The sequence below is a fragment of the Curtobacterium sp. MCSS17_006 genome, from assembly GCF_003234215.1.
GTDB lineage: Bacteria > Actinomycetota > Actinomycetes > Actinomycetales > Microbacteriaceae > Curtobacterium > Curtobacterium flaccumfaciens.
The window spans coordinates 16,593-36,957 of record NZ_QKSO01000009.1 but is presented as its reverse complement, the minus strand read 5'-3'; the positions used below and the strand labels follow the sequence as shown (position 1 = coordinate 36,957).

15 protein-coding genes are annotated in these 20,365 nt (G+C 70.2%); 8 read left to right on the top strand and 7 right to left on the bottom strand.

The genetic code is table 11. The features are described from left to right. Positions 1-265 precede the first annotated feature (265 nt). The gene (gene glnA, locus DEJ21_RS10130) at positions 266-1,690 is read right to left on the bottom strand and encodes a type I glutamate--ammonia ligase (RefSeq protein WP_027465453.1); all 1,425 of its coding nucleotides are present in this window, start codon (positions 1,688-1,690) and stop codon (positions 266-268) included. 141 nt (positions 1,691-1,831) lie between these two features. On the opposite strand from glnA, the gene DEJ21_RS10125 reads away from it, so the two are divergent. Further along, complete coding sequence (locus tag DEJ21_RS10125; protein ID WP_071244549.1) at positions 1,832-2,287, top strand: RDD family protein; 456 nt, start codon at positions 1,832-1,834, stop codon at positions 2,285-2,287. 453 nt (positions 2,288-2,740) lie between these two features. Here DEJ21_RS10125 and DEJ21_RS10120 read toward each other — a convergent pair whose 3' ends face one another. Then, complete coding sequence (locus DEJ21_RS10120; RefSeq protein ID WP_111224491.1) at positions 2,741-3,457, bottom strand: DUF4191 domain-containing protein; 717 nt, start codon at positions 3,455-3,457, stop codon at positions 2,741-2,743. A 128-nt stretch (positions 3,458-3,585) separates the two neighbouring features. On the opposite strand from DEJ21_RS10120, the gene DEJ21_RS10115 reads away from it, so the two are divergent. Then, positions 3,586-4,422, top strand: a complete 837-nt coding sequence (locus tag DEJ21_RS10115; RefSeq protein WP_146247737.1) for a hypothetical protein — start codon at positions 3,586-3,588, stop codon at positions 4,420-4,422. Between the two features lie 77 nt (positions 4,423-4,499). On the opposite strand, the gene sucB is transcribed toward DEJ21_RS10115, so the two are convergent. The 3 genes from sucB to DEJ21_RS10100 all read right to left on the bottom strand — a co-directional run bounded on the left by sucB (position 4,500) and on the right by DEJ21_RS10100 (position 9,093). Then, a complete protein-coding gene (gene sucB, locus DEJ21_RS10110) occupies positions 4,500-6,002 on the bottom strand; it encodes a 2-oxoglutarate dehydrogenase, E2 component, dihydrolipoamide succinyltransferase (protein WP_071403959.1) in 1,503 nt (500 codons plus the stop codon). Between the two features lie 70 nt (positions 6,003-6,072). Next, the gene (lpdA, locus tag DEJ21_RS10105) at positions 6,073-7,446 is read right to left on the bottom strand and encodes a dihydrolipoyl dehydrogenase (protein ID WP_111022800.1); all 1,374 of its coding nucleotides are present in this window, start codon (positions 7,444-7,446) and stop codon (positions 6,073-6,075) included. Between the two features lie 156 nt (positions 7,447-7,602). Continuing rightward, positions 7,603-9,093, bottom strand: coding sequence for a leucyl aminopeptidase (locus DEJ21_RS10100; protein WP_111224489.1), 1,491 nt, complete (start codon positions 9,091-9,093; stop codon positions 7,603-7,605). Positions 9,094-9,169: 76 nt separating this feature from the next. On the opposite strand from DEJ21_RS10100, the gene DEJ21_RS10095 reads away from it, so the two are divergent. The 5 genes from DEJ21_RS10095 to DEJ21_RS10075 all read left to right on the top strand — a co-directional run bounded on the left by DEJ21_RS10095 (position 9,170) and on the right by DEJ21_RS10075 (position 15,065). Further along, entirely contained in the window at positions 9,170-10,099 is a 930-nt protein-coding gene (locus DEJ21_RS10095; RefSeq protein WP_111224488.1) for a proteasome assembly chaperone family protein, read from the top strand. A 157-nt stretch (positions 10,100-10,256) separates the two neighbouring features. After that, the gene (locus tag DEJ21_RS10090; RefSeq protein ID WP_111224487.1) at positions 10,257-11,576 is read left to right on the top strand and encodes a nitrate/nitrite transporter; all 1,320 of its coding nucleotides are present in this window, start codon (positions 10,257-10,259) and stop codon (positions 11,574-11,576) included. Between the two features lie 193 nt (positions 11,577-11,769). Then, positions 11,770-13,029 (top strand): RNA polymerase sigma factor, encoded by a 1,260-nt coding sequence (locus DEJ21_RS10085; RefSeq protein ID WP_027465462.1) that lies wholly within the window; start codon positions 11,770-11,772, stop codon positions 13,027-13,029. Between the two features lie 6 nt (positions 13,030-13,035). Continuing rightward, on the top strand, positions 13,036-14,295 hold the full coding sequence (locus tag DEJ21_RS10080) for a MurT ligase domain-containing protein (protein WP_017886091.1): 1,260 nt from the start codon (positions 13,036-13,038) through the stop codon (positions 14,293-14,295). Next, entirely contained in the window at positions 14,292-15,065 is a 774-nt protein-coding gene (locus DEJ21_RS10075) for a type 1 glutamine amidotransferase (RefSeq protein ID WP_111224486.1), read from the top strand. The genes DEJ21_RS10080 and DEJ21_RS10075 overlap by 4 nt, the downstream gene beginning before the upstream one ends. Positions 15,066-15,198: 133 nt before the next feature. Here DEJ21_RS10075 and DEJ21_RS10070 read toward each other — a convergent pair whose 3' ends face one another. Beyond that, a complete protein-coding gene (locus DEJ21_RS10070; protein WP_017886093.1) occupies positions 15,199-15,423 on the bottom strand; it encodes a hypothetical protein in 225 nt (74 codons plus the stop codon). Between the two features lie 167 nt (positions 15,424-15,590). On the opposite strand from DEJ21_RS10070, the gene DEJ21_RS10065 reads away from it, so the two are divergent. Next, a complete protein-coding gene (locus tag DEJ21_RS10065; RefSeq protein ID WP_071244557.1) occupies positions 15,591-17,717 on the top strand; it encodes a type IIA DNA topoisomerase subunit B in 2,127 nt (708 codons plus the stop codon). A 139-nt stretch (positions 17,718-17,856) separates the two neighbouring features. On the opposite strand, the gene DEJ21_RS10060 is transcribed toward DEJ21_RS10065, so the two are convergent. Beyond that, on the bottom strand, positions 17,857-20,343 hold the full coding sequence (locus DEJ21_RS10060) for a DNA topoisomerase (ATP-hydrolyzing) subunit A (RefSeq protein ID WP_111224580.1): 2,487 nt from the start codon (positions 20,341-20,343) through the stop codon (positions 17,857-17,859). Positions 20,344-20,365 lie beyond the last annotated feature (22 nt).

Genomic DNA, 20,365 nt, shown 5'->3' with positions numbered 1-20,365 from the left:
GGAAGGAACGTGCGTCGCGACCGCCTGGAGGCCCGACACCCGCCCGCCGGACCGGCACCGGGCCTCCAGGCGGTCGCGTCCGCACCCCGCGCGCACGGTGGCAGCGTCCTCTCGCGAAAGCGACAGAATCCCGCGGAACGTTCGCGGCGTTCCGTCGCTCTCGCGGGTGCCAGCGCCCAGGCCGTCAGCGCACTGTCGCTTTGGCATACACACGAAGGGCCCCGCACCTGACGGTGCGGGGCCCTTCGTGTGGTGTCAGCGGGACTCAGACGCCGAAGTACAGCTCGTACTCGAACGGGTGCGGGCGCTGGGCCAGCGGGAGGATCTCGTTCTCGCGCTTGTAGTCGATCCAGGTCTGGATGAGGTCCTCGGTGAAGACGTTGCCCTTCGTGAGGAACTCGTGGTCCGCCTCGAGCGCGTCGAGCGCCTCGTCGAGGGAGCCGGGGACCTGGGGGATGCCCTTGGCCTCCTCGGGCGGGAGCTCGTAGAGGTCCTTGTCGACCGGCTCGTGCGGCTCGATGCGGTTCTGGATGCCGTCGAGGCCCGCCATCAGCTGCGCGGCGAAGGCGAGGTACGGGTTGCCGGAGGCGTCGGGCGCGCGGAACTCGATGCGCTTGGCCTTCGGGTTGGTGCCCGTGATCGGGATGCGGATCGCCGCCGAGCGGTTGCCGGCCGAGTAGACCAGGTTGACCGGAGCCTCGAAGCCCTTGACCAGACGGTGGTAGGAGTTGATCGACGGGTTGGTGAAGGCGAGCAGCGCCGAGGCGTGCTTCAGGATGCCGCCGATGTACCAGCGGGCGAGGTCCGACAGACCGCCGTAGCCGTTCTCATCGTAGAAGAGCGGCTTGCCGTCCGACCAGAGCGACTGGTGGGTGTGCATGCCCGAGCCGTTGTCGCCGAAGAGCGGCTTCGGCATGAACGTGGCGACCTTGCCCCACTGGTCGGCCGTGTTCTTGACGATGTACTTGAACTTCAGGATGTCGTCCGCGGCGTGGACCATCGTGTCGAACTTGTAGTTGATCTCCTGCTGGCCGCCGGTGCCCACCTCGTGGTGCGAGCGCTCGAGCTCGAAGCCGGCGTCGATCAGCTTGAGGGTGATGTCGTCGCGCAGGTCGGCGGTCTTGTCGACCGGCGACACGGGGAAGTAGCCGCCCTTGTACGGGGTCTTGTTGGCGAGGTTGCCGCCCTCTTCGTCACGACCGGTGTTCCAGGCGCCCTCTTCGGAGTCGACCGCGTAGAAGGACTCGTTCTGTGTGACCGAGTAGCGGACGTCGTCGAAGATGTAGAACTCGGCCTCGGGGGCGAAGAACGCGGTGTCCGCGATGCCCGTCGACGCGAGGTACTTCTCGGCCTTCTTCGCCACCTGGCGCGGGTCGCGGCCGTAGATCTCGCCGTTCCGCGGGTTGTAGATGTCGAAGATCATGATGAGCGTGCGCTCGGCGCGGAACTGGTCGACGTACGCCGTGGTGACATCGGGGATCAGCTGCATGTCGGACTCGTGGATCGACGCGAAGCCGCGGATGGAGGAGCCGTCGAACAGCTGGCCGACCGAGAAGAAGTCCTCGTCGACGGTGGATGCCGGGATGTTGAAGTGCTGCTGCACACCGGGCAGGTCCGTGAAGCGGATGTCGAGGAACTTGACGTCGGTGTCCTTGATGAAGGCCAGGACCTCGGAGGAATCGCTGAACATGGGGCCGATCTCCAATGGGTTGGGTGATGTCGGAGGCACCGGTCAAGGCACCTCCGACGAGGCTATTGACACGGGGTTTCCCGGACATGACTGGTTTGTTTCGGGCGTGTTACGCCCGGGCTGTCGCCTACGCTGGGGACCATGGCCCGCAGCACCCCCAGTCCGTCCGCGCCCTCCGAGCACCCGGACGGATGGCCGGGCAAGGACCTCGGTCTGCCCGAGTCCGGGCCCCGGAGTGTCGGGCGGATCGGGCGGCGGGTCGTCGCGCTGCTGATCGACGGCGCACTTGCTGACCTGGTCGCCTACGTCACCGGTGTGTGGTCGCCGGTGAACGGTTCGGGCGACATCGCGCACTCCTGGGTGCAGATCGCCATCTTCGCCGTGCTGCAGATCGTGTTCATCTGCCTGCTGTCCGGGTCGTTCGGTCACATCTGCGTCGGGTTGCGGGTCGTCCCGATGCGTGGAGGCTACGTGGGGGTGTGGCGGCCGATCCTCCGGACGGTGCTGCTCTGCCTGGTGGTCCCGGCGCTCATCATCGACCGCGACAGCCGGGGTGCGCACGACCGCATCGCGGGGACGGTGCTCGTCCGCCGCTGATCGCGTCTGCCGGATGGCTGGTGCGGCGCGCGGGCGGTGGCCGTCGGCACCGTGCGAGGTTGCTCGTCGGGTGCGAGGTTGCGTACTCCGTGCGTGCTCCGTCCCTTCGCACCGAGTACGCAACCGCGCACCATGCAGGGCCTCCGCCGATCGCCCTCGCACCGTGCGAGGTAGGGCGCCGGGCATGCGCCGCTCGCCCTCGCACCGTGCGAGGTAGGGCGCCGGGCATGCGCCGCTCGCCCTCGCACCGTGCGGGGTTGCTCATCGGGTGCGAGTTTGCCCGCCCCGTGCGCCGTCGGAGTCCCGCACCGAGCTGGCAACCTCGCACGGTTCAGCGAAGGTCGCACGGTGCGTGCTTCGCGAACACCCCCGCCCCCGCCGGCACTCCACGCACACACGAGGACGCCCCCGACCAGAACTGGTCGGGGGCGTCCTCGTCTGTGCGGACTTCGGTCAGCGCGGCCGTCCGGCGCGGGCCCGCATCGGGTCCATGCCCTTCGGGATCGAGGCTGCAGGGCTCTGCGTCAGCGAGTCGAGACGGTTCGCGACCGCCAGGACCTCGTTGCGGTTGAGCGACTTCTTGAGCTTGTTCATGGCACGGGGCAGCTTGTGCAGCGTCAGGCTCTCACCGGTGCCGTCACCCACGTGCAGCACGTGCACGGCGACGTTCGGGACGATGCGCTGCACCTTGCGGCGCTCCTCGTCGACCTGGCGGTTGAGGTTGCCACGCTGACCCTCGGTGATCAGGACGACACCCGGGCGACCCACGGCGCGGTAGACCGCTGCCTGCGAGCGACCGTGCACCGCGACGGGCATCTCGCTCGAGCGCCACTGGCGACGGAGCGAGTTCGACAGCACGGCCCCGACGGCGCCGGGCTGGCCTTCGATCTGCGAGTACGCGGCGCGTTCGGCCAGACGGCCGAGCACGATGAGGAAGAGCAGCACACCGAGCAGCAACCCGGCGACGATCCACAGGACGATCGCGAGCCAGTTCTGCCCCGGCAGGAGCAGCGCCAGCAGGACACCGAGGACGACCGGACCGACGAAGGCGAGGGCGAACCACCAGACCGACGACGGGTCGGCCTTTCGGGTCATCTGGAAGACCTGGAACATCTGCTTGAGACGCCCCGGCTCCTTCGCCTTCTTGTCTGTGGAAGAGCTGCGTGCCATGCGAACAGGATACGGCCTCCGTGCCCCGGGGGAGACCGTCGCGTGTCCGGCTGTGCGCGAACACGTCTTGTCCACAGGTGGTGCGGGAAAGCCTGGAGGCCCACCGCGCCACCGCCACGCTGGTCACCATGGAGACGAGCACCGACGACCACCCGGATCGCTGGATCGCGACCGGCAACGAGCACGACGTGCTCACCTGGGTCGCCGACCGCTCCGCCGCCATCGAGCGGCACCTCGTCCCGGTGGCCGCGGTCGGCCGGACCGCGACGGGGCATCTCGTGGTCGACCTCGACCGGCCGACCGGCACACCGCTCGTGGCGGCGCTCGACCGGCTCGGCACCCCGACCACCGGCGTCGCGGTGACCCTGACGGTCCCGCTCCTGGAGCTCCTGGTGGCGGTGCACGACGGCGCGGTCCTGCTCGGTACAGCCGGCATCGACGACGTGCTGGTGGACGACTCCGGTGCCGTCGTGCTCTGCGACCGCCCGACGAACGCGACGAACCCGACGACCCCGACGAACCCGACGAACCCGATGAACCAAACCAACGCGAGGACCCCGACGCGCACCGCACCCCCGACGCGCACCGCGCACTCGACCGACGCGACCCGGACCCTCGTGCTCGCAGCCCGGACGGTGTGGGACCGCGTCGACCCGGCCGATCCCGCTCAGCAACCGGTGCTCGACGCGCTGCAGGACGCCCTCGACGGTGACGGACCGAGCGCACGAACGGCACTCGACGTCGTCCACGGCACCGCCGCGCCCCGGCCGTTCCGCTGGACCCCTGTGCCGAGCGACCTCGTGTTCGCCGAACCGCCGACATCGGACGGGCAGGACGGACTGCTCGGGCGCCTGCGGGACGTGGTCGAGCACGGCGTCCCGCTCGGAGCCGACCGACGGCTCCCGCTCCGCCGCGTGCTCGTGGGGCTCGTGGTCGCCGTCCTGACCCTGCTCGGCGGCGGGTGACGCCGAACCCGCCCGTGAACGGGGAACGGCCCCGGCTCCCACGAGGGGAACCGGGGCCGTCGGCCGTGCCGCTGGGATCAGTACCCGAGGTTCGGGGCGAAGTTGCCCTCTTCGAGACGGTTCTTCACCGCGACGAGGTACCGCGAGGCATCCGCACCGTCGATGATCCGGTGGTCGTACGACAGCGCCAGGTAGACGAACGAGCGGATGGCGATGGCCTCCTGGCCGTCGACCTTCACGACCGCCGGACGCTTCGTGACGATGCCGGTGCCGAGGATCGCCGACTGCGGCAGGAACACCACGGGGGTGTCGAACAGCGCGCCACGCGAACCGGTGTTGGTCAGCGTGAACGTGCCGCCGGCCAGCTCGTCGGGCTTGAGCTGGTTGTTCCGGGTGCGCTCGGCGAGGTCCGCGATGGACTTCGAGAACTGCGCCAGGTCCAGCGAGGCCGCGTCCTTGATGACCGGGGTCAGCAGACCGCGCTCGGTGTCCACCGCGATGGAGACGTTCTCGGACTCCGGGTAGACGATCTCGTCACCCTCGACCGTGGAGTTGATCTTCGGGTGGGCCTTCAGCGCCTCGGACGCCGCGAGGGCGAAGAAGGGCATGAAGGAGAGCTTCGAGCCGGTCTTCTCGAGGAACTCCGCCTTGTGGGCGTCGCGGAACTGCGCCACCTTCGTGACGTCGACCTCGACGACGCTCGTGAGCTGTGCGGTCGAGGTCATCGACTGCACGGCACGCTCGGCGACGACCTTGCGCAGGCGGGTCATCTTCTCGCGGGTTCCGCGCAGCGGCGAGACCTCGGCGACGAACGGGCCGGACGCGGCGGCGGGTGCTGCTGCTGCCGAGGCGGCCGGGGCCTTCGCGGCGGCGGCGAGGACGTCCTCCTTGCGGATGCGCCCCCCGACACCGGAGCCGGTGACCGTGGACAGGTCCACACCCTGCTCGTTGGCGAGCTTGCGCACCAGCGGGGTGACGTAGCCGGAGGCTGCGCCGTCCTGCGTGGGGTTCGGCACCGCTGCGGCGGCCGTGGTGCTCGGCGCGGACGCCGGAGCCGGAGCTGCCTGGGCCGGCACGGCTGCCGGCGGAGCGGCTGCGGGCGGCGGGACCGGTGCGGCGGCCGGGACCGGCGCTGCCGCGGGCGGGGCGGACGGTGCCTGCGGGGCGGCGGGCTGCGTCTGTCCGGCGGGAGCGGGCTCGGGCTCGGTGGGCTCGGGCGCGGGGGTCTCGGCCTCCTGCTCCGTGCTCGGAGCGGCCTCGGGCTCCTCGGCGTCGGCAGCGGCGGCGTTCGCGTCGTCGGCGCCGGAGTCGGACGAGTCCGAACCGCCGTCGGACGAGCCGGAGCCGTCACCGATCTTCACGAGGGCGGTGCCGACCTCGACGGTCTCGTCCTCGGGAACGAGGATCTCCTCGACGACGCCGGCGATCGGCGACGGGATCTCGGTGTCGACCTTGTCGGTCGAGACCTCGAGCAGCGGCTCGTCGACCTCGACCCGGTCACCGACGTTCTTCAGCCATCGGGTCACCGTGCCCTCGGTGACGCTCTCGCCGAGCGCCGGGAGGTTGACGGATTCGCTCATCGGGTGGACTCCTCTTCGCGGGGGATTGCAGTGGTTGTTGATGTCATTGTCACAGTGCGGCCGGTGCCGGTCACAGCGCGTGCAGCGGCTTGCCCGCGAGGTGCAGGAACGCCTCGCCGAGGGCTTCGTTCTGGGTCGGGTGACCGTGCACCAGGGGAGCGATGTCCTCCGGGTAGGCCTCCCAGTTCACGGCGAGCTGGGCTTCGCCGATGAGCTCGCCGACGCGGGCACCGATCATGCTGACGCCGACGACGGGGCCGTCCACGACGCGCACGACCTTGACGGAGCCGGAGGTCCCGATGATGTGGCTCTTGCCGTTGCCGGCCAGGTTGTACTCGTACGAGTCGACCTTGTCGGCGCCGTACTGCTCCTCGGCCTTGGCCTGCGAGAGCCCGACCGACGCGACCTCGGGGTCGGAGTAGGTGATCTTCGGGATGTTCTTGTCCTCGATGACCACCGGGTTGAGGCCGGCGATCTCCTCGGCGACGAAGATGCCCTGCTGGAAGCCGCGGTGCGCGAGCTGCAGGCCGGGGACGATGTCGCCGACGGCGTAGACGTTGGGGATGTTCGTGGCGAGACGCTCGTTCGTGGTGACGAACCCGCGGTCCATCGCCACGCCGACCTCGTCGTAGCCGACGTTCTGCGTGACCGGGCCACGGCCGACGGCGACGAGCAGGACGTCACCGTCGAAGGTCTTGCCGTCCTCCAGCGTGACGACGACGCCGTTCTCGTGCTGCTCGACGCCCTGGAACCGGACACCGAGCGAGAACTCGATGCCGCGCTTGCGGAACGCGCGCTCGAGCTGCTTCGACATCGACTCGTCCTCGGCGGGGACCAGGTGTGGCAGGCCCTCGACGATGGTGACCTCGGCCCCGAAGGACTTCCAGACGCTGGCGAACTCGACGCCGATGACGCCGCCGCCCAGGATGACGACCTTGTTCGGGACGTAGTCCATGCGGAGCGCGGTCTCGGAGGTGATCACGCGGCCGCCGATCTCGAGCCCCGGCAGGGACTTCGAGTAGGAGCCGGTCGCGAGCACGATGTTCTTGCCGGTGACGGTCTGGTCGCCGACCTGCACGGTGTTCTGCGAGGTCAGACGACCCCATCCCTCGACCACGGTGATGCCGCGGGCCTTGATCAGGCCCTGCAGGCCCTTGTACTTGGAGTTGATGATGCCCTGCTGGTAGTCGATGACCTTGGGCACGTCGACACCGGCGAACTCCGCGACCACGCCGTACTTCTCGGCGTCGCGCGTCGCGTCGGCGACCTCGGCCGCGTGCAGCAGTGCCTTCGTCGGGATGCAGCCGCGGTGCAGGCACGTCCCTCCGAGCTTGTCGCCCTCGATGAGCGCGACGCTCATGCCGAGTTCGGCGGCCCGGAGCGCAGCGGCGTACCCACCACTCCCGCCACCGAGGACAACGACGTCGTAAGTCTGTTCCGTCACCTGGTGCAACTCCCTCGTGCGTGTCGGGCCGATCGGGCCCTACGTGGACACCGCGGAGGGCGGCGTCCGACGGTCGGACCGCGTGGTTCCGGTCCCGTCCCGTGCAGTACCGGTGGGAGGCGCGTCAGTGCGCCGTTCCCACCGGTACCAAACCTACTACTCGGACTGGAGGTCTTCTGCGAGAGCGATGAGCGTCCGGACCATTACGCCCGTCGCACCCTTGCCCAACCAGGCGTACCCGCCGCCCTTGTTCTCCGACGGACCCGCGATGTCGAGGTGCGCCCAGGGGACACCCTCGCCGGCGAAGCGCTCGAGGAACTTGCCCGCGAGCAGCATGCCGCCGGCCGGGTTGCCGACCGTGGCGTTGACGATGTCGGCGACGTCGCTGGACAGCCGGGCCTCGAGCTCCTCGGGCAGCGGCATCGGCCAGATCGGCTCCGCGACGCCCTCGGCGACGGCACGGACCTTCGCGACGAGGTCGTCGCTGCCCATCAGGCCGGTGGTGCGGTCGCCGAGCGCGACGACCTGGGCGCCGGTCAGCGTGGCGACGTCGACGAGCGCGTCGGGCTCCTCGAGCGACGCGGCGGCCATCCCGTCGCCGAGCACCAGGCGGCCCTCGGCGTCGGTGTTCGTGACCTCGACCGTGGTGCCGTTCTTCAGCGTCAGGACGTCGCCCGGGCGGGTCGCGGTGCCGGAGGGCATGTTCTCGGCGAGGGCGAGCCACGCGGTCACGCGTACGTTCAGCCCCAGGCGGGCGGCGGCGACGGTCGCGGCGAGCACCGTGGCGGCACCGGTCATGTCGGTCTTCATGCCGAGCATCGACGCCGCGGGCTTGAGCGAGAGGCCGCCCGAGTCGAAGGTGATGCCCTTGCCCACGAGGGCGAGGTGCTTCGTGGCGGACTCCGGCGCGTACCGGACGACGACCAGGCGCGGGGGACGCGCCGAACCGCGGCCGACACCGAGGATGCCGCCGAAGCCCTGCTCCTCGAGCGCCTGCTCGTCGAGGACCTCGACGGTGAGCGGCAGGTCCGAGGCGAACCCGGTCGCGACGTCGGCGACGTCCTGCGGCCCGAGGTCGCCGGCTGCGGTGTTCACGAGGTCACGCACGAGCGACGCGGCGTCGGCGACGATCGCGGGGCGCACGGCGGCGTCGGCTGCGACGTCGGCCGGGGCGACGACCTCGATGCGCTGGTCACCGCGGGCCGGGGCCTTGGTGCCGGTGCCCTTGTGCCGGGTGAAGGCGTACGCGCCGAGCGCCGCGCCCTCGAGGGCGGCGTCGACGAGCTCGGCCGAGTCGGTGGGCAGGGCGAGCGTGATCGAGTCGACGCGGGGGAGCTGTCGCACGGCGCTGCCGGCCGCAGCGCGGATCGCCGCGGCACCCGTGGCGGAGCCGAGCCCGATCAGCGCGACCGACTTCGCACCGACGCCGGTGGCGGGCAGGCGGACGAGCTGGTCCTTCGCGCCGGTGACCCCGATCGCGGCGAGGTCGAGGCCGGCGAGGGCGTCGAGCGTGCCGAGGGCGGTGGGGGCGAGCACAGCGGCGCTGTCGGCCTCGCCGGACGAGCCCGGACGGACCCCGACGACGAGCACGTCGGCGGTGGTGGTCTCGGGGGGTGAACTGGTGGTGGAGAGCGTCGGTCGGACCATGCTCCAACCCTACCGACGGCCTGTTCGCTGTCGGCGTGGTCGTCTCGCACCGGGGACGTCGGAGGCCCCGCCTAGCATGGGGACGGTGAACCACCCCGAGGAGCTCTACACGTTCGACGCGGACGCCCCGACCGTGCCAGCAGGGTTGCACCTGATCGCCGGGCTGACCGGCTTCGCCGATGCCGGATCGGCCGTCGCGCAGGTGACGAACTCGATCCTCGAGGACCTCGACACCGAGCTCGTCGCCGAGTTCGACCCGGACGTGTTGCTCGACTGGCGGGCCCGTCGCCCCGTCATCACCTTCGAGCACGACCACATCAGCGCCGTCGAGCCGCCCCGTCTGGCGCTGCACCTGGTGCGCGACGAGATCGGCCAGCCGTTCCTGTTCCTGTCGGGCTACGAGCCGGACTTCCAGTGGAACCGCTTCGTCCGCGCCGTCACCGGGCTCGCCGCCGACCTGCACGTCGCCGACACCACGTGGGTGCAGTCCATCCCGATGCCGGTCCCGCACACCCGTCCGATCAGCCTGACCGTCTCCGGCACCCGGGCCGACCTCGTCGAGCAGATGAGCGTCTGGAAGCCCGAGACCCAGGCGCCGGCGAACGTCCTGCACCTGGTCGAGCACCGCCTCGCCGAGACGGGTGCCCAGGTCACCGGGCTCGTGCTGCTCGTGCCGCACTACCTGTCCGACACCGAGTTCCCCGACGCCGCCGTCGCAGCCCTGTCCGGCATCGCCGCCGCGACCGGGCTCATCTTCCCGACCGACGCCCTGCGCGAGTCGGGCCGCGAGTTCCTCACCCGCGTCGAGGAGCAGGTGGCCGGCAACCCCGAGCTGCAGCGCCTGGTCTCCGTGCTCGAGGAGCGGCACGACACGTACATGGAGGGCAACCCCGTCGCGTCGCCGCTCACCGGCGTCGACGGCGAGGTGCCGACCGCCGACGCCATCGCGGCCGAGCTCGAACGCTTCCTCGCCGACCGGCGCACCCAGGGCGACGCGACCGACTGACCGTCGCGGGATCCGGACGTCCCCACAGGGCGGCCTGGAGGCCCGTGGCGGCCCCGCACCGCGCCTCCAGGCCGTCCTCCGGCCGCCCGCACGACGTGACGCACCTCGACGACGCTCGTCGCGCATCGACGCGGGGACGCGTCGGTAGCCTGGACCGGTGAACTCCCGTCGTGCCTTCCTGATCTGGGGCGTCGCGGTCCTCGCGTACGTCCTCGCCGTGGTGCAGCGGTCCTCGCTCGGGGTGTCCGGCGTCGATGCGCAGGACCGGTTCGCCGTCTCCGCCGCCGTCCTCTCGACTCTCGCCGTCGTGCAGATCGCCGTCTACGCGGGGCTGCAGATCCCGGTGGGGATCGCCCTCGACCGCGTGGGCCCCCGCCGGCTGGTGCTCCTCGGCGCCGCGCTGCTGGTCGTCGGACAGGCGATCGTCGCGGTGTCCCCGTCGATCGGGCCGGCCATCGCGGGGCGGGTGCTCGTCGGTGCCGGTGACGCCATGACCTTCATCTCGGTGATCCGCCTGGTTCCGATGTGGTTCAGCGGCCGGATCCTGCCGCAGATCTCGCAGTGGACGGGCAACCTCGGGCAGATCGGCCAGATCCTGTCGGCGTTCCCGTTCGCCGTGCTCCTGCACACGGTGGGCTGGACCCCGGCGTTCGGCGTCGCGGCCGCGGCCAGCGCGGTCGGCCTGGTGCTCGCCGCGGTCTTCGTGCGGAACGGTCCCGTGCCGGTGCGGACGGACACGATCCCGCTGCCGCACTCGTGGGGTGCCGCGTTCAGCACCTTCGGGCACGCGCTCCGGCGCCCGGGCACGCAGCTCGGGTTCTGGTCGCACTACGTCACGCAGTCCTCGGGCACGGTGTTCTCGCTGCTGTGGGGCGTGCCGATGCTCCGGGGGCTCGGGTACTCCCCGGGTGAGGCGGCGGGGTTCCTCACGATCATCGTGGTCGTCGGGTTCGTCGCCGGCCCGGTGCTCGGCGTGCTCTGCGCGCGGTTCCCGATGCGCCGGTCGAACCTGGTGCTCGGCGTGGTCGTCCTGCTCGCGGTGCTCTGGACGGCGATCCTGCTCTGGCCCGGGCACCCGCCGACGTGGTTGCTCGTGCTGCTCGTCGTCGCGATGGGGATCGGTGGGCCCGGTTCCCTGATCGGCTTCGACTTCGCCCGGACCTTCAACCCGGTCGGATCGCTCGGCTCGGCGAACGGTGTCGTGAACGTCGGCGGCTTCCTGGCGGCCTTCGTGATGATGTACCTGATCGGCGTCGTCCTCGACGTCGCTGCGCGGGCTTCGGGCACCGAGGTGTTCGCCTGGGAGAACTTCCGGATCGCCCTCACCGTGCAGTACGTCGTGGTCGGTTTCGGCGTCGGGATGCTCCTGCACGCCCGCCGTCGGACCCGCCGCGTGCTGCACTCGGAAGAGGGAATACGCGTCGGGCCACTCTGGGTTGCACTCGTTGCACGCCTGCAGAAGCGGCACGTGCAATAATGATCACGGACCCGTTCGGGACCCCTGTCTGTCGGAGCACTTCGGAGCGCCGGTGAACTCGGGGGACTTGACATGGGTCCTAGTGCTGCCCGGAACGGTAGGACTCGTACGACGCGGGGGACTGCGGCGCGGGACCTGGGCGGCGAGGGAGGCCACGACCCCACGAACGTGGCACGACGAGAGAGGTGATCGCATGGCTGCCCGGAGCACGACGATCGATCCCACGAAGGACACCGAGCCCGAGGGCGCTGTGGCAGAGGACGCCACGGACACCGAGGGCACCGCAGCGCCGAAGAAGCGCGCCACGAAGGCCCCCGCCAAGAAGGCGCCCGCCAAGAAGGCGGCACCCAAGGCGAAGAAGACCGACGCCGTCGACGAGGCGATCGCCTCCGACGAGCCCGTCGAGGAGCCGACCGACGAGGCCGACGACACCGACGACAAGACGGCCAAGCCGGACGCCGCTGCCGCGGTCGCCGCCGGTGCGCTCGTCATCTCGCAGACCGACGACGACGAGGCGCCGGTCTACTCGACGACCATCACGGGTGCCACCGCCGACCCGGTGAAGGACTACCTGAAGCAGATCGGCAAGGTCGCCCTGCTCAACGCCGAGCAGGAGGTCGAGCTCGCGATGCGCATCGAGGCCGGCCTGTTCGCCGAGGACAAGCTGCAGCACGCGACGGGGCTCTCGAAGCCCGCCGAGCGTGAACTGCGCTGGGTCGCCCGTGACGGTCAGCGTGCGAAGTCGCACCTGCTCGGTGCGAACCTCCGCCTGGTCGTCTCGCTCGCGAAGCGCTACACCGGTCGTGGCATGCAGTTCCTGGACCTCATCCAGGAGGGCAACCTGGGCCTGATCCGTGCGGTCGAGAAGTTCGACTACACCAAGGGCTTCAAGTTCTCGACCTACGCGACGTGGTGGATCCGTCAGGCCATCACCCGCGCCATGGCCGACCAGGCCCGCACCATCCGCATCCCGGTGCACATGGTCGAGGTCATCAACAAGCTCGCCCGCGTCCAGCGGCAGATGCTGCAGGACCTCGGTCGCGAACCCACTCCGGAAGAGCTCGCCCGCGAGCTCGACATGACCCCGGAGAAGGTCGTCGAGGTCCAGAAGTACGGCCGCGAGCCGATCTCGCTGCACACGCCCCTGGGCGAGGACGGCGACTCGGAGTTCGGTGACCTCATCGAGGACACCGAGGCGGTCGTGCCGGCCGACGCGGTGGGCTTCACGATGCTGCAGAAGCAGCTCGAGAGCCTGCTCGACTCCCTGTCCGAGCGCGAGGCGGGCGTGATCCGCATGCGCTTCGGCCTCGGTGACGGCCAGCCGAAGACCCTCGACCAGATCGGTGACACGTTCGGCGTGACGCGTGAGCGCATCCGTCAGATCGAGTCCAAGACGATGGCGAAGCTCCGCCACCCGTCGCGGTCGCAGTCGCTGCGCGACTACCTCGAGTAAGCCGGCATGCGCTTCTTCATCCCGATCCTGATCGGGCGGATCCTCCGTGCCCTCGCTCGTGCGCGGGGCGGCGGGTCCGCCTACCCGGGGTTCATCGTCCTGAAGCTCGTGCCGGACTTCCTGCAGCACGTGACGAAGCAGTTCCCGAACGGCGTCGTCTTCGTGCTCGGCTCGAACGGCAAGTCGACGACCACGCACATGATCTCCGACATCGTGCGGGCCCACGGGCTGCGGGTCTTCACGAACCCGTCCGGCGCGAACCTGCCGCAGGGCATCGCGTCGGCCCTGCTGTCCGAGGTCTCGCTGACCGGTCGCCTGAAGGCGGACATCGGCATCCTCGAGGTCGACGAGGCCTTCGCGGTCGAGCTCGCCGGCATCCTGTCGCCCTCGACGGTGACGATGCTCAACGTGCAGGTCGACCAGCTGTACCGGTTCTTCGAGACCGAGCGCGTGGCGACGATGATGCTCGACACCGCCGCACTGTCGACGGCGAACGTCATCACCAACCACGACGACCAGTTCCTCGACGGCTACTCCGGTACCCCCGGGCAGCGTGTCCTGCGGTTCGGTGCGAGCGACGAGGTCATCGCCGCAGCGCCGAACGGCCTGCAGAACGCCGACTCGTTCGACGCCGGTGACCGTGCCCAGCACACCGCCGACGCCGAGGTCGTGGCCCACACGGGCGACGGCGCGACGATCCGTTTCGACGGCGCCGAGATCCCGGTCCGGCTGCCCGCCCGCGGCCTGCACTACGCGGTCGACGCCGCTGCAGCCACCGCGACGGCGAGTGCGGCCCTCGGCGCGCAGTTCCGCGCCGATGCCGTGACCAAGGCCTTCGGCACGATGAAGCCCGCGTACGGCCGCGGTGAGCGACTGCCCATCGCGGGCGAGTCCGCCGAGTTCACGATGTTCAAGAACGCCGCGAGCCTGCAGCTCAACCTCGACGCCCTGCCGGACCAGCCCGAGCAGGTCCTCATGGCGATCGACGAGGGTACGCCCGACATCTCCTGGATCTACGACATCGACTTCTCGAAGCTCGACCACGTGGACGTCGTGTCCGGTGACAAGGCGTGGCAGATCGCGATCGCGCTCGAGCACGCCGGTGTCCGCATCGGCCGGGTCGAGCCCGACGTCGAAGCGGCCATCAAGCACATGGAGCAGCTCGGCTCGACGACCCGTGGGACGAAGAACTTCATCGTCAACTACGAGATCATGATGATCGCCCGCAAGGCCCTCGGCCACCCGGACATGGAGAAGACCGCATGACGGCCGATCGGCTGACGATCCTGCACGTCTACCCCCGGCAGATGGGCGTCTCGGGCGACCGTGGCAACGTCGCGGCGCTGGTCCACCGTGCGGCCGCCGCGGACATCGAGACCCAGGTCCTCGAGTACGTGCCCGGTGACGACCTGCCGACCACGGCGGACGTCGTCGTCATCGGCAACGGTCCGCTCAGCGCGATGCGTTCCCTGGGCGACGACGTCACACGCATCGGTGGCGCTCTCCGCGCGTTCGCGACCGATGGTGTGCCGGTGCTCGCGGTCGGCGGTGGGTTCGACCTCGCGACGAACGAGGTCGTGCCGACCGAGGGTGCGCCGGTCGCGGGCTTCGGCGTGTTCGACGCCCGGGCCGTCCGTGGTGCCGAACGTCGCGTGAACTACTTCGTCCTCGAGACCCGGTACCCGCTGCTCCCGGGAGCACCGGAGCGTCTCGCCGGCTTCGAGGACCACGCCACCCGCATCGAGCTCGCAGCCGGGGTCACCCCCTTCGCCGACGTCATCTCCGGAGGCGGCAACCAGGCCGGCACCCCGGTCGAGGGCGCGATCGTCGGGAACTCCTTCGGCACGCACACGCAGGGTCCGGTCCTGCCGCTCAACCCGCAGCTGACCGACGGTGTCCTCGCCGCGGCCGCCGCACGGCTGGGCCGCGACTACGCGCCGGACGCCGAGCAGACGGCGACGATCGACCGCTACGCACGCGAAGCGCGCGCGACGGTCGACCGCTACGTCGACAAGGCGTTCAAGCGCATCGCCTGACGCACGAAGCAGAAGGCCGGGTCCCGACGGGGCCCGGCCTTCGTCGTCTCCGCGCGTTCTGAACCGGGCTGCAGACAGACAGGAGGCGCGGTGCCAGCTGGCACCGCGCCTCCTGTCTGTCTGTCGGTCGCGACTACTTCGACTCGTAGAGTCGGCTGCTCTCGTCGTGCCACTCGATGGCGGTCGCCGCGAGCTTGTCCTTGAACTCGGCGCCGTGGTGGGCGCAGAAGTAGAGCTCGCCGCTCGACATGGTGGCTCGGATGTAGGCCTGCGCCCCGCAGCTGTCGCAACGGTCGGCGGCGGTCAGCTGGTGGTTGCTGACTTCGTCGATGGAGGGGTCCTGCACGGTCTGGGTCATTGCTGTGCTCCTCACGGATCGCAGGTGGTGCCGGGTGGTTGCACCATTTCAACACGTGATGCCTGAGAGCGACGCATTGTCGGGGCCTGTTTCGCTCAGCGCGGATCGCTTGGCCCCAGTGCGAGTGTCCACACGGTGCTGTCGGTGCCGCTCGGTAAACTCCGACGGTGAGCTCCGACTACTCCGCACGCCATCTCTCCGTCCTCGAAGGGCTCGAGGCGGTCCGGAAGCGGCCGGGCATGTACATCGGCTCGACGGACTCCCGGGGCCTCATGCACTGCCTGTGGGAGATCATCGACAACTCGGTCGACGAAGCCCTCGCGGGGCACGGTGACGAGATCGGTGTCGTGCTGCACGCCGACGGCTCGGTCGAGGTCCGGGACACCGCCCGCGGTATCCCCGTCGACGTCGAACCGAAGACCGGCCTGACCGGGGTCGAGGTCGTGTTCACCAAGCTGCACGCCGGCGGCAAGTTCGGCTCGGGGTCGTACGCGGCCTCGGGCGGGTTGCACGGTGTCGGCGCCTCGGTCGTGAACGCGCTGTCGGAGCGCCTCGACGTCGAGGTCGACCGGGGCGGCAAGACCTACGCCATGTCGTTCCACCGCGGCGAGCCCGGCATCTTCGACGACAGCAAGGGCATCGGCCCGGACGCCCCGTTCGCGCCCTTCACCTCGGGCAGCGAACTGCGTGTGGTGGGCAAGGTCAAGAAGGGCGTCACCGGCTCCCGGATCCGGTACTGGGCGGACCGCCAGATCTTCACCGCCGACGCCCGGTTCAGCACCGACGACCTGGTCACGCGGGCACGGCAGACCGCGTTCCTCGTGCCCGGGCTCGGCATCACCATCACCGACGAGCGCGCGGCCTCGATCGACGCCGCTGCTGCCCGGGCCGAGGCGACGGGCACCACCGTGGCCGCCGGGCCGGTGGTGGAGCGCTTCCGGTACGAGGGCGGCATCGGCGAATTCGTCGAGCACCTCGCCGTCGACAGCCCCCTCACCGACGTCTGGCGCGTGCAGGGGACCGGCACCTTCACCGAGACCGTGCCGATGCTCGACGACAAGGGCCACATGGTCTCCACCTCGGTCGAGCGCGAGTGCGAGGTCGACCTGGCGCTCCGCTGGGGCAGCGGCTACGAGACCGTGTTCCGCAGCTTCGTCAACATCATCGCGACGCCGAAGGGCGGCACGCACCAGGCCGGGTTCGAGTCGGGCGTCGTCAAGGCCGTCCGTGCCCAGGTCGAGGCGAACGCCCGCAAGCTCAAGGTCGGGCAGGACAAGCTCGACAAGGACGACGTGCTCGCCGGCATGACCGCTGTGCTGACCGTGCGGTTGCCCGAGCCGCAGTTCGAGGGGCAGACGAAGGAGATCCTCGGCACCCCGGCGGTGCGGAAGATCGTCGACCAGGTCGTGTCGAAGCGGATCACCGAGATCCTCACCTCGACGCAGCGCACCGAGAAGGCACAGTCGGCCGCCCTGCTCGAGAAGGTCGTGTCCGAGATGAAGACCCGCATCTCGGCGCGGGCACACAAGGAGACGCAGCGCCGCAAGAACGCGCTCGAGAACTCGTCGCTGCCGACGAAGCTCGCCGACTGCCGCTCGCAGGAGACCGAGGGCACGGAGCTCTTCATCGTCGAGGGCGACTCGGCCCTGGGTACCGCGAAGCTCGCCCGCAACAGCGAGTACCAGGCGCTGCTGCCGATCCGCGGCAAGATCCTCAACGTGCAGAAGGCGTCCGTGTCGGACATGCTCTCGAACGTCGAGTGCGCGTCGATCATCCAGGTCATCGGCGCCGGTTCGGGCCGCACGTTCGACATCGACCAGGCCCGCTACGGCAAGATCATCATCATGTCGGACGCCGACGTCGACGGCGCCCACATCCGCACGCTGCTGCTGACGCTGTTCTTCCGGTACATGCGGCCGATGATCGAGCAGGGCCGGGTCTTCGCCGCCGTGCCGCCGCTGCACCGGGTCGTCGTGGTGAACCGCGGCAAGCCGAACGACACGCTCTACACGTACTCCGAACAGGAGCTGCAGACGGTGCTGAAGAAGCTCGAGAAGACGGGCAAGAAGTACCAGGAGCCGATCCAGCGGTACAAGGGCCTCGGTGAGATGGACGCCGACCAGCTGGCGGAGACCACGATGGACCGCGCGCACCGCACGCTGCGCCGGGTGAACGTGACCCATGCCGAAGGGGCCGCGAAGGTGTTCGAGCTGCTCATGGGCAACGACGTCGCGCCGCGCAAGGAGTTCATCCTGGCCGGCGAGGGCCTGGACCGCGACCGCATCGACGCGTAGCGCGTCGCGAAAGCGACACCGCTCGGCCGACGCGCGCGGTCCATCCTGCGGAAGTGCGCCCTGCGTTCTCACGCGCTGGGCGACACCTCACGGCGTCCGCAGAGCGTGAGGTGTCGCCAGGCGCGAAACGAGCGCGCGCCTACGCCTCGCCGGCGGTGCCGTCGAGTGTCGCAGCGCTGCCACCGATCGAGCCGATGACCGCCTCGAGCGGTGCGCCCGACCCGTCACGCTTCGACAGCCAGTCGGGCAGGGTCCGCGCGGCGCCGTCCGTGCCGACGGCGTGCGGCGGCGCGATGCCCACCCAGCCCACGGTGAGCCCGTCCTCGCCCTTCAGGAACGCGTGTGCCCGGACACCCTGGGTGGCACGGCCCTTCGCCGGGAACTCCGACAGGGCGGAGACCTTGGCGCGACCGGCGTCGGTGCCGGGCAGTGCGGTCGAGGTGGTGGACACCGTGGCGACCACGGCGTCGTCGGAGCGTGCGACCGAGCCGAACCAGATCACCGAGGCGCCGTCGGCGAGGGCCATGCCGGCCACACCACCGGCGGGCAGCCCCTGCGCCCGGACGACCGACGCCGGGAACCGCAGCAGCTGCGCGTTCGAGCTGATGAACACGAGGTCGTCGGACTCCGGGGCCTGGGCAGCGCCGACCACCTGGTCACCGGGCTTCAGGCCGATGGCGACGAACTCGGGCTTGTCCGGCCACGCACCCGCCACGACGCGCTTCACCACGCCGTGTGCGGTGCCGATCGCCAGCGAGTCGGACGACGCGCCGGACAAGTCGACGATCGCCACGACCGTCTCGCCCTTGGTGAGCGCCAGGAAGTCGGTGACCCGGACGCCGGCGTCGAGCCGGACCGCAGCGGGCGGTACGGCGGGGACGTCGACGGGGGAGAGCCGGAGGACCCGCCCGGTCGAGGTGATCGCGCCGATCTGTCCCCGCACCGTGCTCACCACGGCAGAGCGGACGGCGTCGTGCTTCGAGCGCTTCGGCACGCGGACGATGCCGAGCTCCGACGTCGGGATGTCGACGCGGATGAGCCGTCCGGTTGTCGAGAGCAGCACGCGGCAGGGCGAGTCGGCGATCTGCAGCGACTCCGGGTCGACCGCGGCCTTCCGACCGCCCTTCACCGGGGCGTCGGCCTCGGTGAGCAGCGTGCGCCGCGGGGTCGCGAACTTGTCGGAGACCTCGGTCAGCTCGAGGGCGACCTGCGCGCGGAGCCGTTCGTCGGACGCCAGGAGTTCTTCGAGGGCGGCGATGTCGGCGAGCAGCTGGTCGCGCTCGGCCTCGAGCTCCATCCGCGAGAACTTCGTCAGGCGGCGCAGGCGCAGCTCGAGGATGTACTCGGCCTGCACCTCGGACAGGTCGAAGACGTCGCGCAGGCGGTTGCGCGCCGCCTCGGAGTCGTCGGAGGTGCGGATGACCTGGATGACCTCGTCGATGTCGAGGATCGCGATGAGCAGGCCCTCGACCAGGTGCAGCCGTTCCTTGCGACGTGCCAGCCGGTACTGCGACCGGCGCGTGACGACGTCGAGCCGGTGCTGCACGTAGACGTCGAGCAGCTCACGGAGACCGAGGGTCCGCGGCGACCCGCCGACCAGGGCGACGTTGTTGATGCCGAAGCCGTCCTCGAGCGGGGTGTGCTTGTAGAGCTGCTCGAGCACGGCGGTGGGGTTGAAGCCGCTCTTGATGCCGATGACGAGCCGGAGCCCGTGGTTGCGGTCGGTCAGGTCGTTGACGTCCGAGATGCCGACGAGCTTCTTGGACTGGACGCCGTCCTTGATCTTCTCGATGACGCGTTCGGGGCCGACCAGGTACGGCAGCTCGGTGACGACGAGCCCGACCTTGCGCGGGGTGAGGTTCTCGACGCTCACCTTGGCGCGGGTGCGGAACGAACCACGGCCGGTGGCGTAGGCGTCGCGGACCCCGGAGAGCCCGACGATGGTGCCGCCGGACGGCAGGTCGGGGCCGGGCACGAACTCCATGAGCTCTTCGAGGCTGGCCTGCGGGTTCATGAGCAGGTGCTTCGCGGCCTCGACCACTTCGCCCAGGTTGTGCGGCGCCATGTTGGTCGCCATGCCGACCGCGATGCCGGAGGCGCCGTTGACGAGCAGGTTCGGGAACGCCGCCGGCAGCACGCCCGGCTGCATGATCTGGTTGTCGTAGTTCGGGACGAAGTCGACGACGTCCTCGCCCAGACCCTCGGTCATCGCCATCGACGGTTCGGCGAGCCGCGCCTCGGTGTACCGGGCGGCAGCGGGGCCGTCGTCGAGCGAGCCGAAGTTGCCGTGGCCGTCGACGAGCGGCACGCGCATCGTGAACGGTTGGGCCATGCGGACCAGCGCGTCGTAGATCGCGCCGTCGCCGTGGGGATGCAGCTTGCCCATCACCTCGCCGGTGACGCGAGCGCTCTTGACGTGTCCGCGGTCGGGCCGCAGCCCCATCTCGGCCATCTGGTACAGGATGCGACGCTGCACCGGCTTCAGGCCGTCGCGGGCGTCGGGCAGTGCCCGCGAGTAGATGACGGAGTACGCGTACTCGAGGAAGGAGCCCTGCATCTCCTCGGAGACGTCGACGTCCTCGATGCGCTCACCGTCGGGCAGGCCGACTACGTCCGTGCGTGCCATGGCACCTTTCTGGAGAACCGGA

What these genes read in the sequence shown, in the direction of transcription:
- DEJ21_RS10100 (WP_111224489.1), bottom strand. Translation starts at nt 9,093, where the DNA reads ATGGTCCGACCGACGCTCTCCACCACCAGTTCACCCCCCGAGACCACC.
- DEJ21_RS10075 (WP_111224486.1), top strand. Translation starts at nt 14,292, where the DNA reads ATGACGGCCGATCGGCTGACGATCCTGCACGTCTACCCCCGGCAGATG.
- DEJ21_RS10070 (WP_017886093.1), bottom strand. Translation starts at nt 15,423, where the DNA reads ATGACCCAGACCGTGCAGGACCCCTCCATCGACGAAGTCAGCAACCAC.
- sucB (WP_071403959.1), bottom strand. Translation starts at nt 6,002, where the DNA reads ATGAGCGAATCCGTCAACCTCCCGGCGCTCGGCGAGAGCGTCACCGAG.
- DEJ21_RS10085 (WP_027465462.1), top strand. Translation starts at nt 11,770, where the DNA reads ATGGCTGCCCGGAGCACGACGATCGATCCCACGAAGGACACCGAGCCC.
- DEJ21_RS10120 (WP_111224491.1), bottom strand. Translation starts at nt 3,457, where the DNA reads ATGGCACGCAGCTCTTCCACAGACAAGAAGGCGAAGGAGCCGGGGCGT.
- DEJ21_RS10080 (WP_017886091.1), top strand. Translation starts at nt 13,036, where the DNA reads ATGCGCTTCTTCATCCCGATCCTGATCGGGCGGATCCTCCGTGCCCTC.
- DEJ21_RS10095 (WP_111224488.1), top strand. Translation starts at nt 9,170, where the DNA reads ATGGGGACGGTGAACCACCCCGAGGAGCTCTACACGTTCGACGCGGAC.
- glnA (WP_027465453.1), bottom strand. Translation starts at nt 1,690, where the DNA reads ATGTTCAGCGATTCCTCCGAGGTCCTGGCCTTCATCAAGGACACCGAC.
- DEJ21_RS10125 (WP_071244549.1), top strand. Translation starts at nt 1,832, where the DNA reads ATGGCCCGCAGCACCCCCAGTCCGTCCGCGCCCTCCGAGCACCCGGAC.
- DEJ21_RS10115 (WP_146247737.1), top strand. Translation starts at nt 3,586, where the DNA reads ATGGAGACGAGCACCGACGACCACCCGGATCGCTGGATCGCGACCGGC.
- DEJ21_RS10060 (WP_111224580.1), bottom strand. Translation starts at nt 20,343, where the DNA reads ATGGCACGCACGGACGTAGTCGGCCTGCCCGACGGTGAGCGCATCGAG.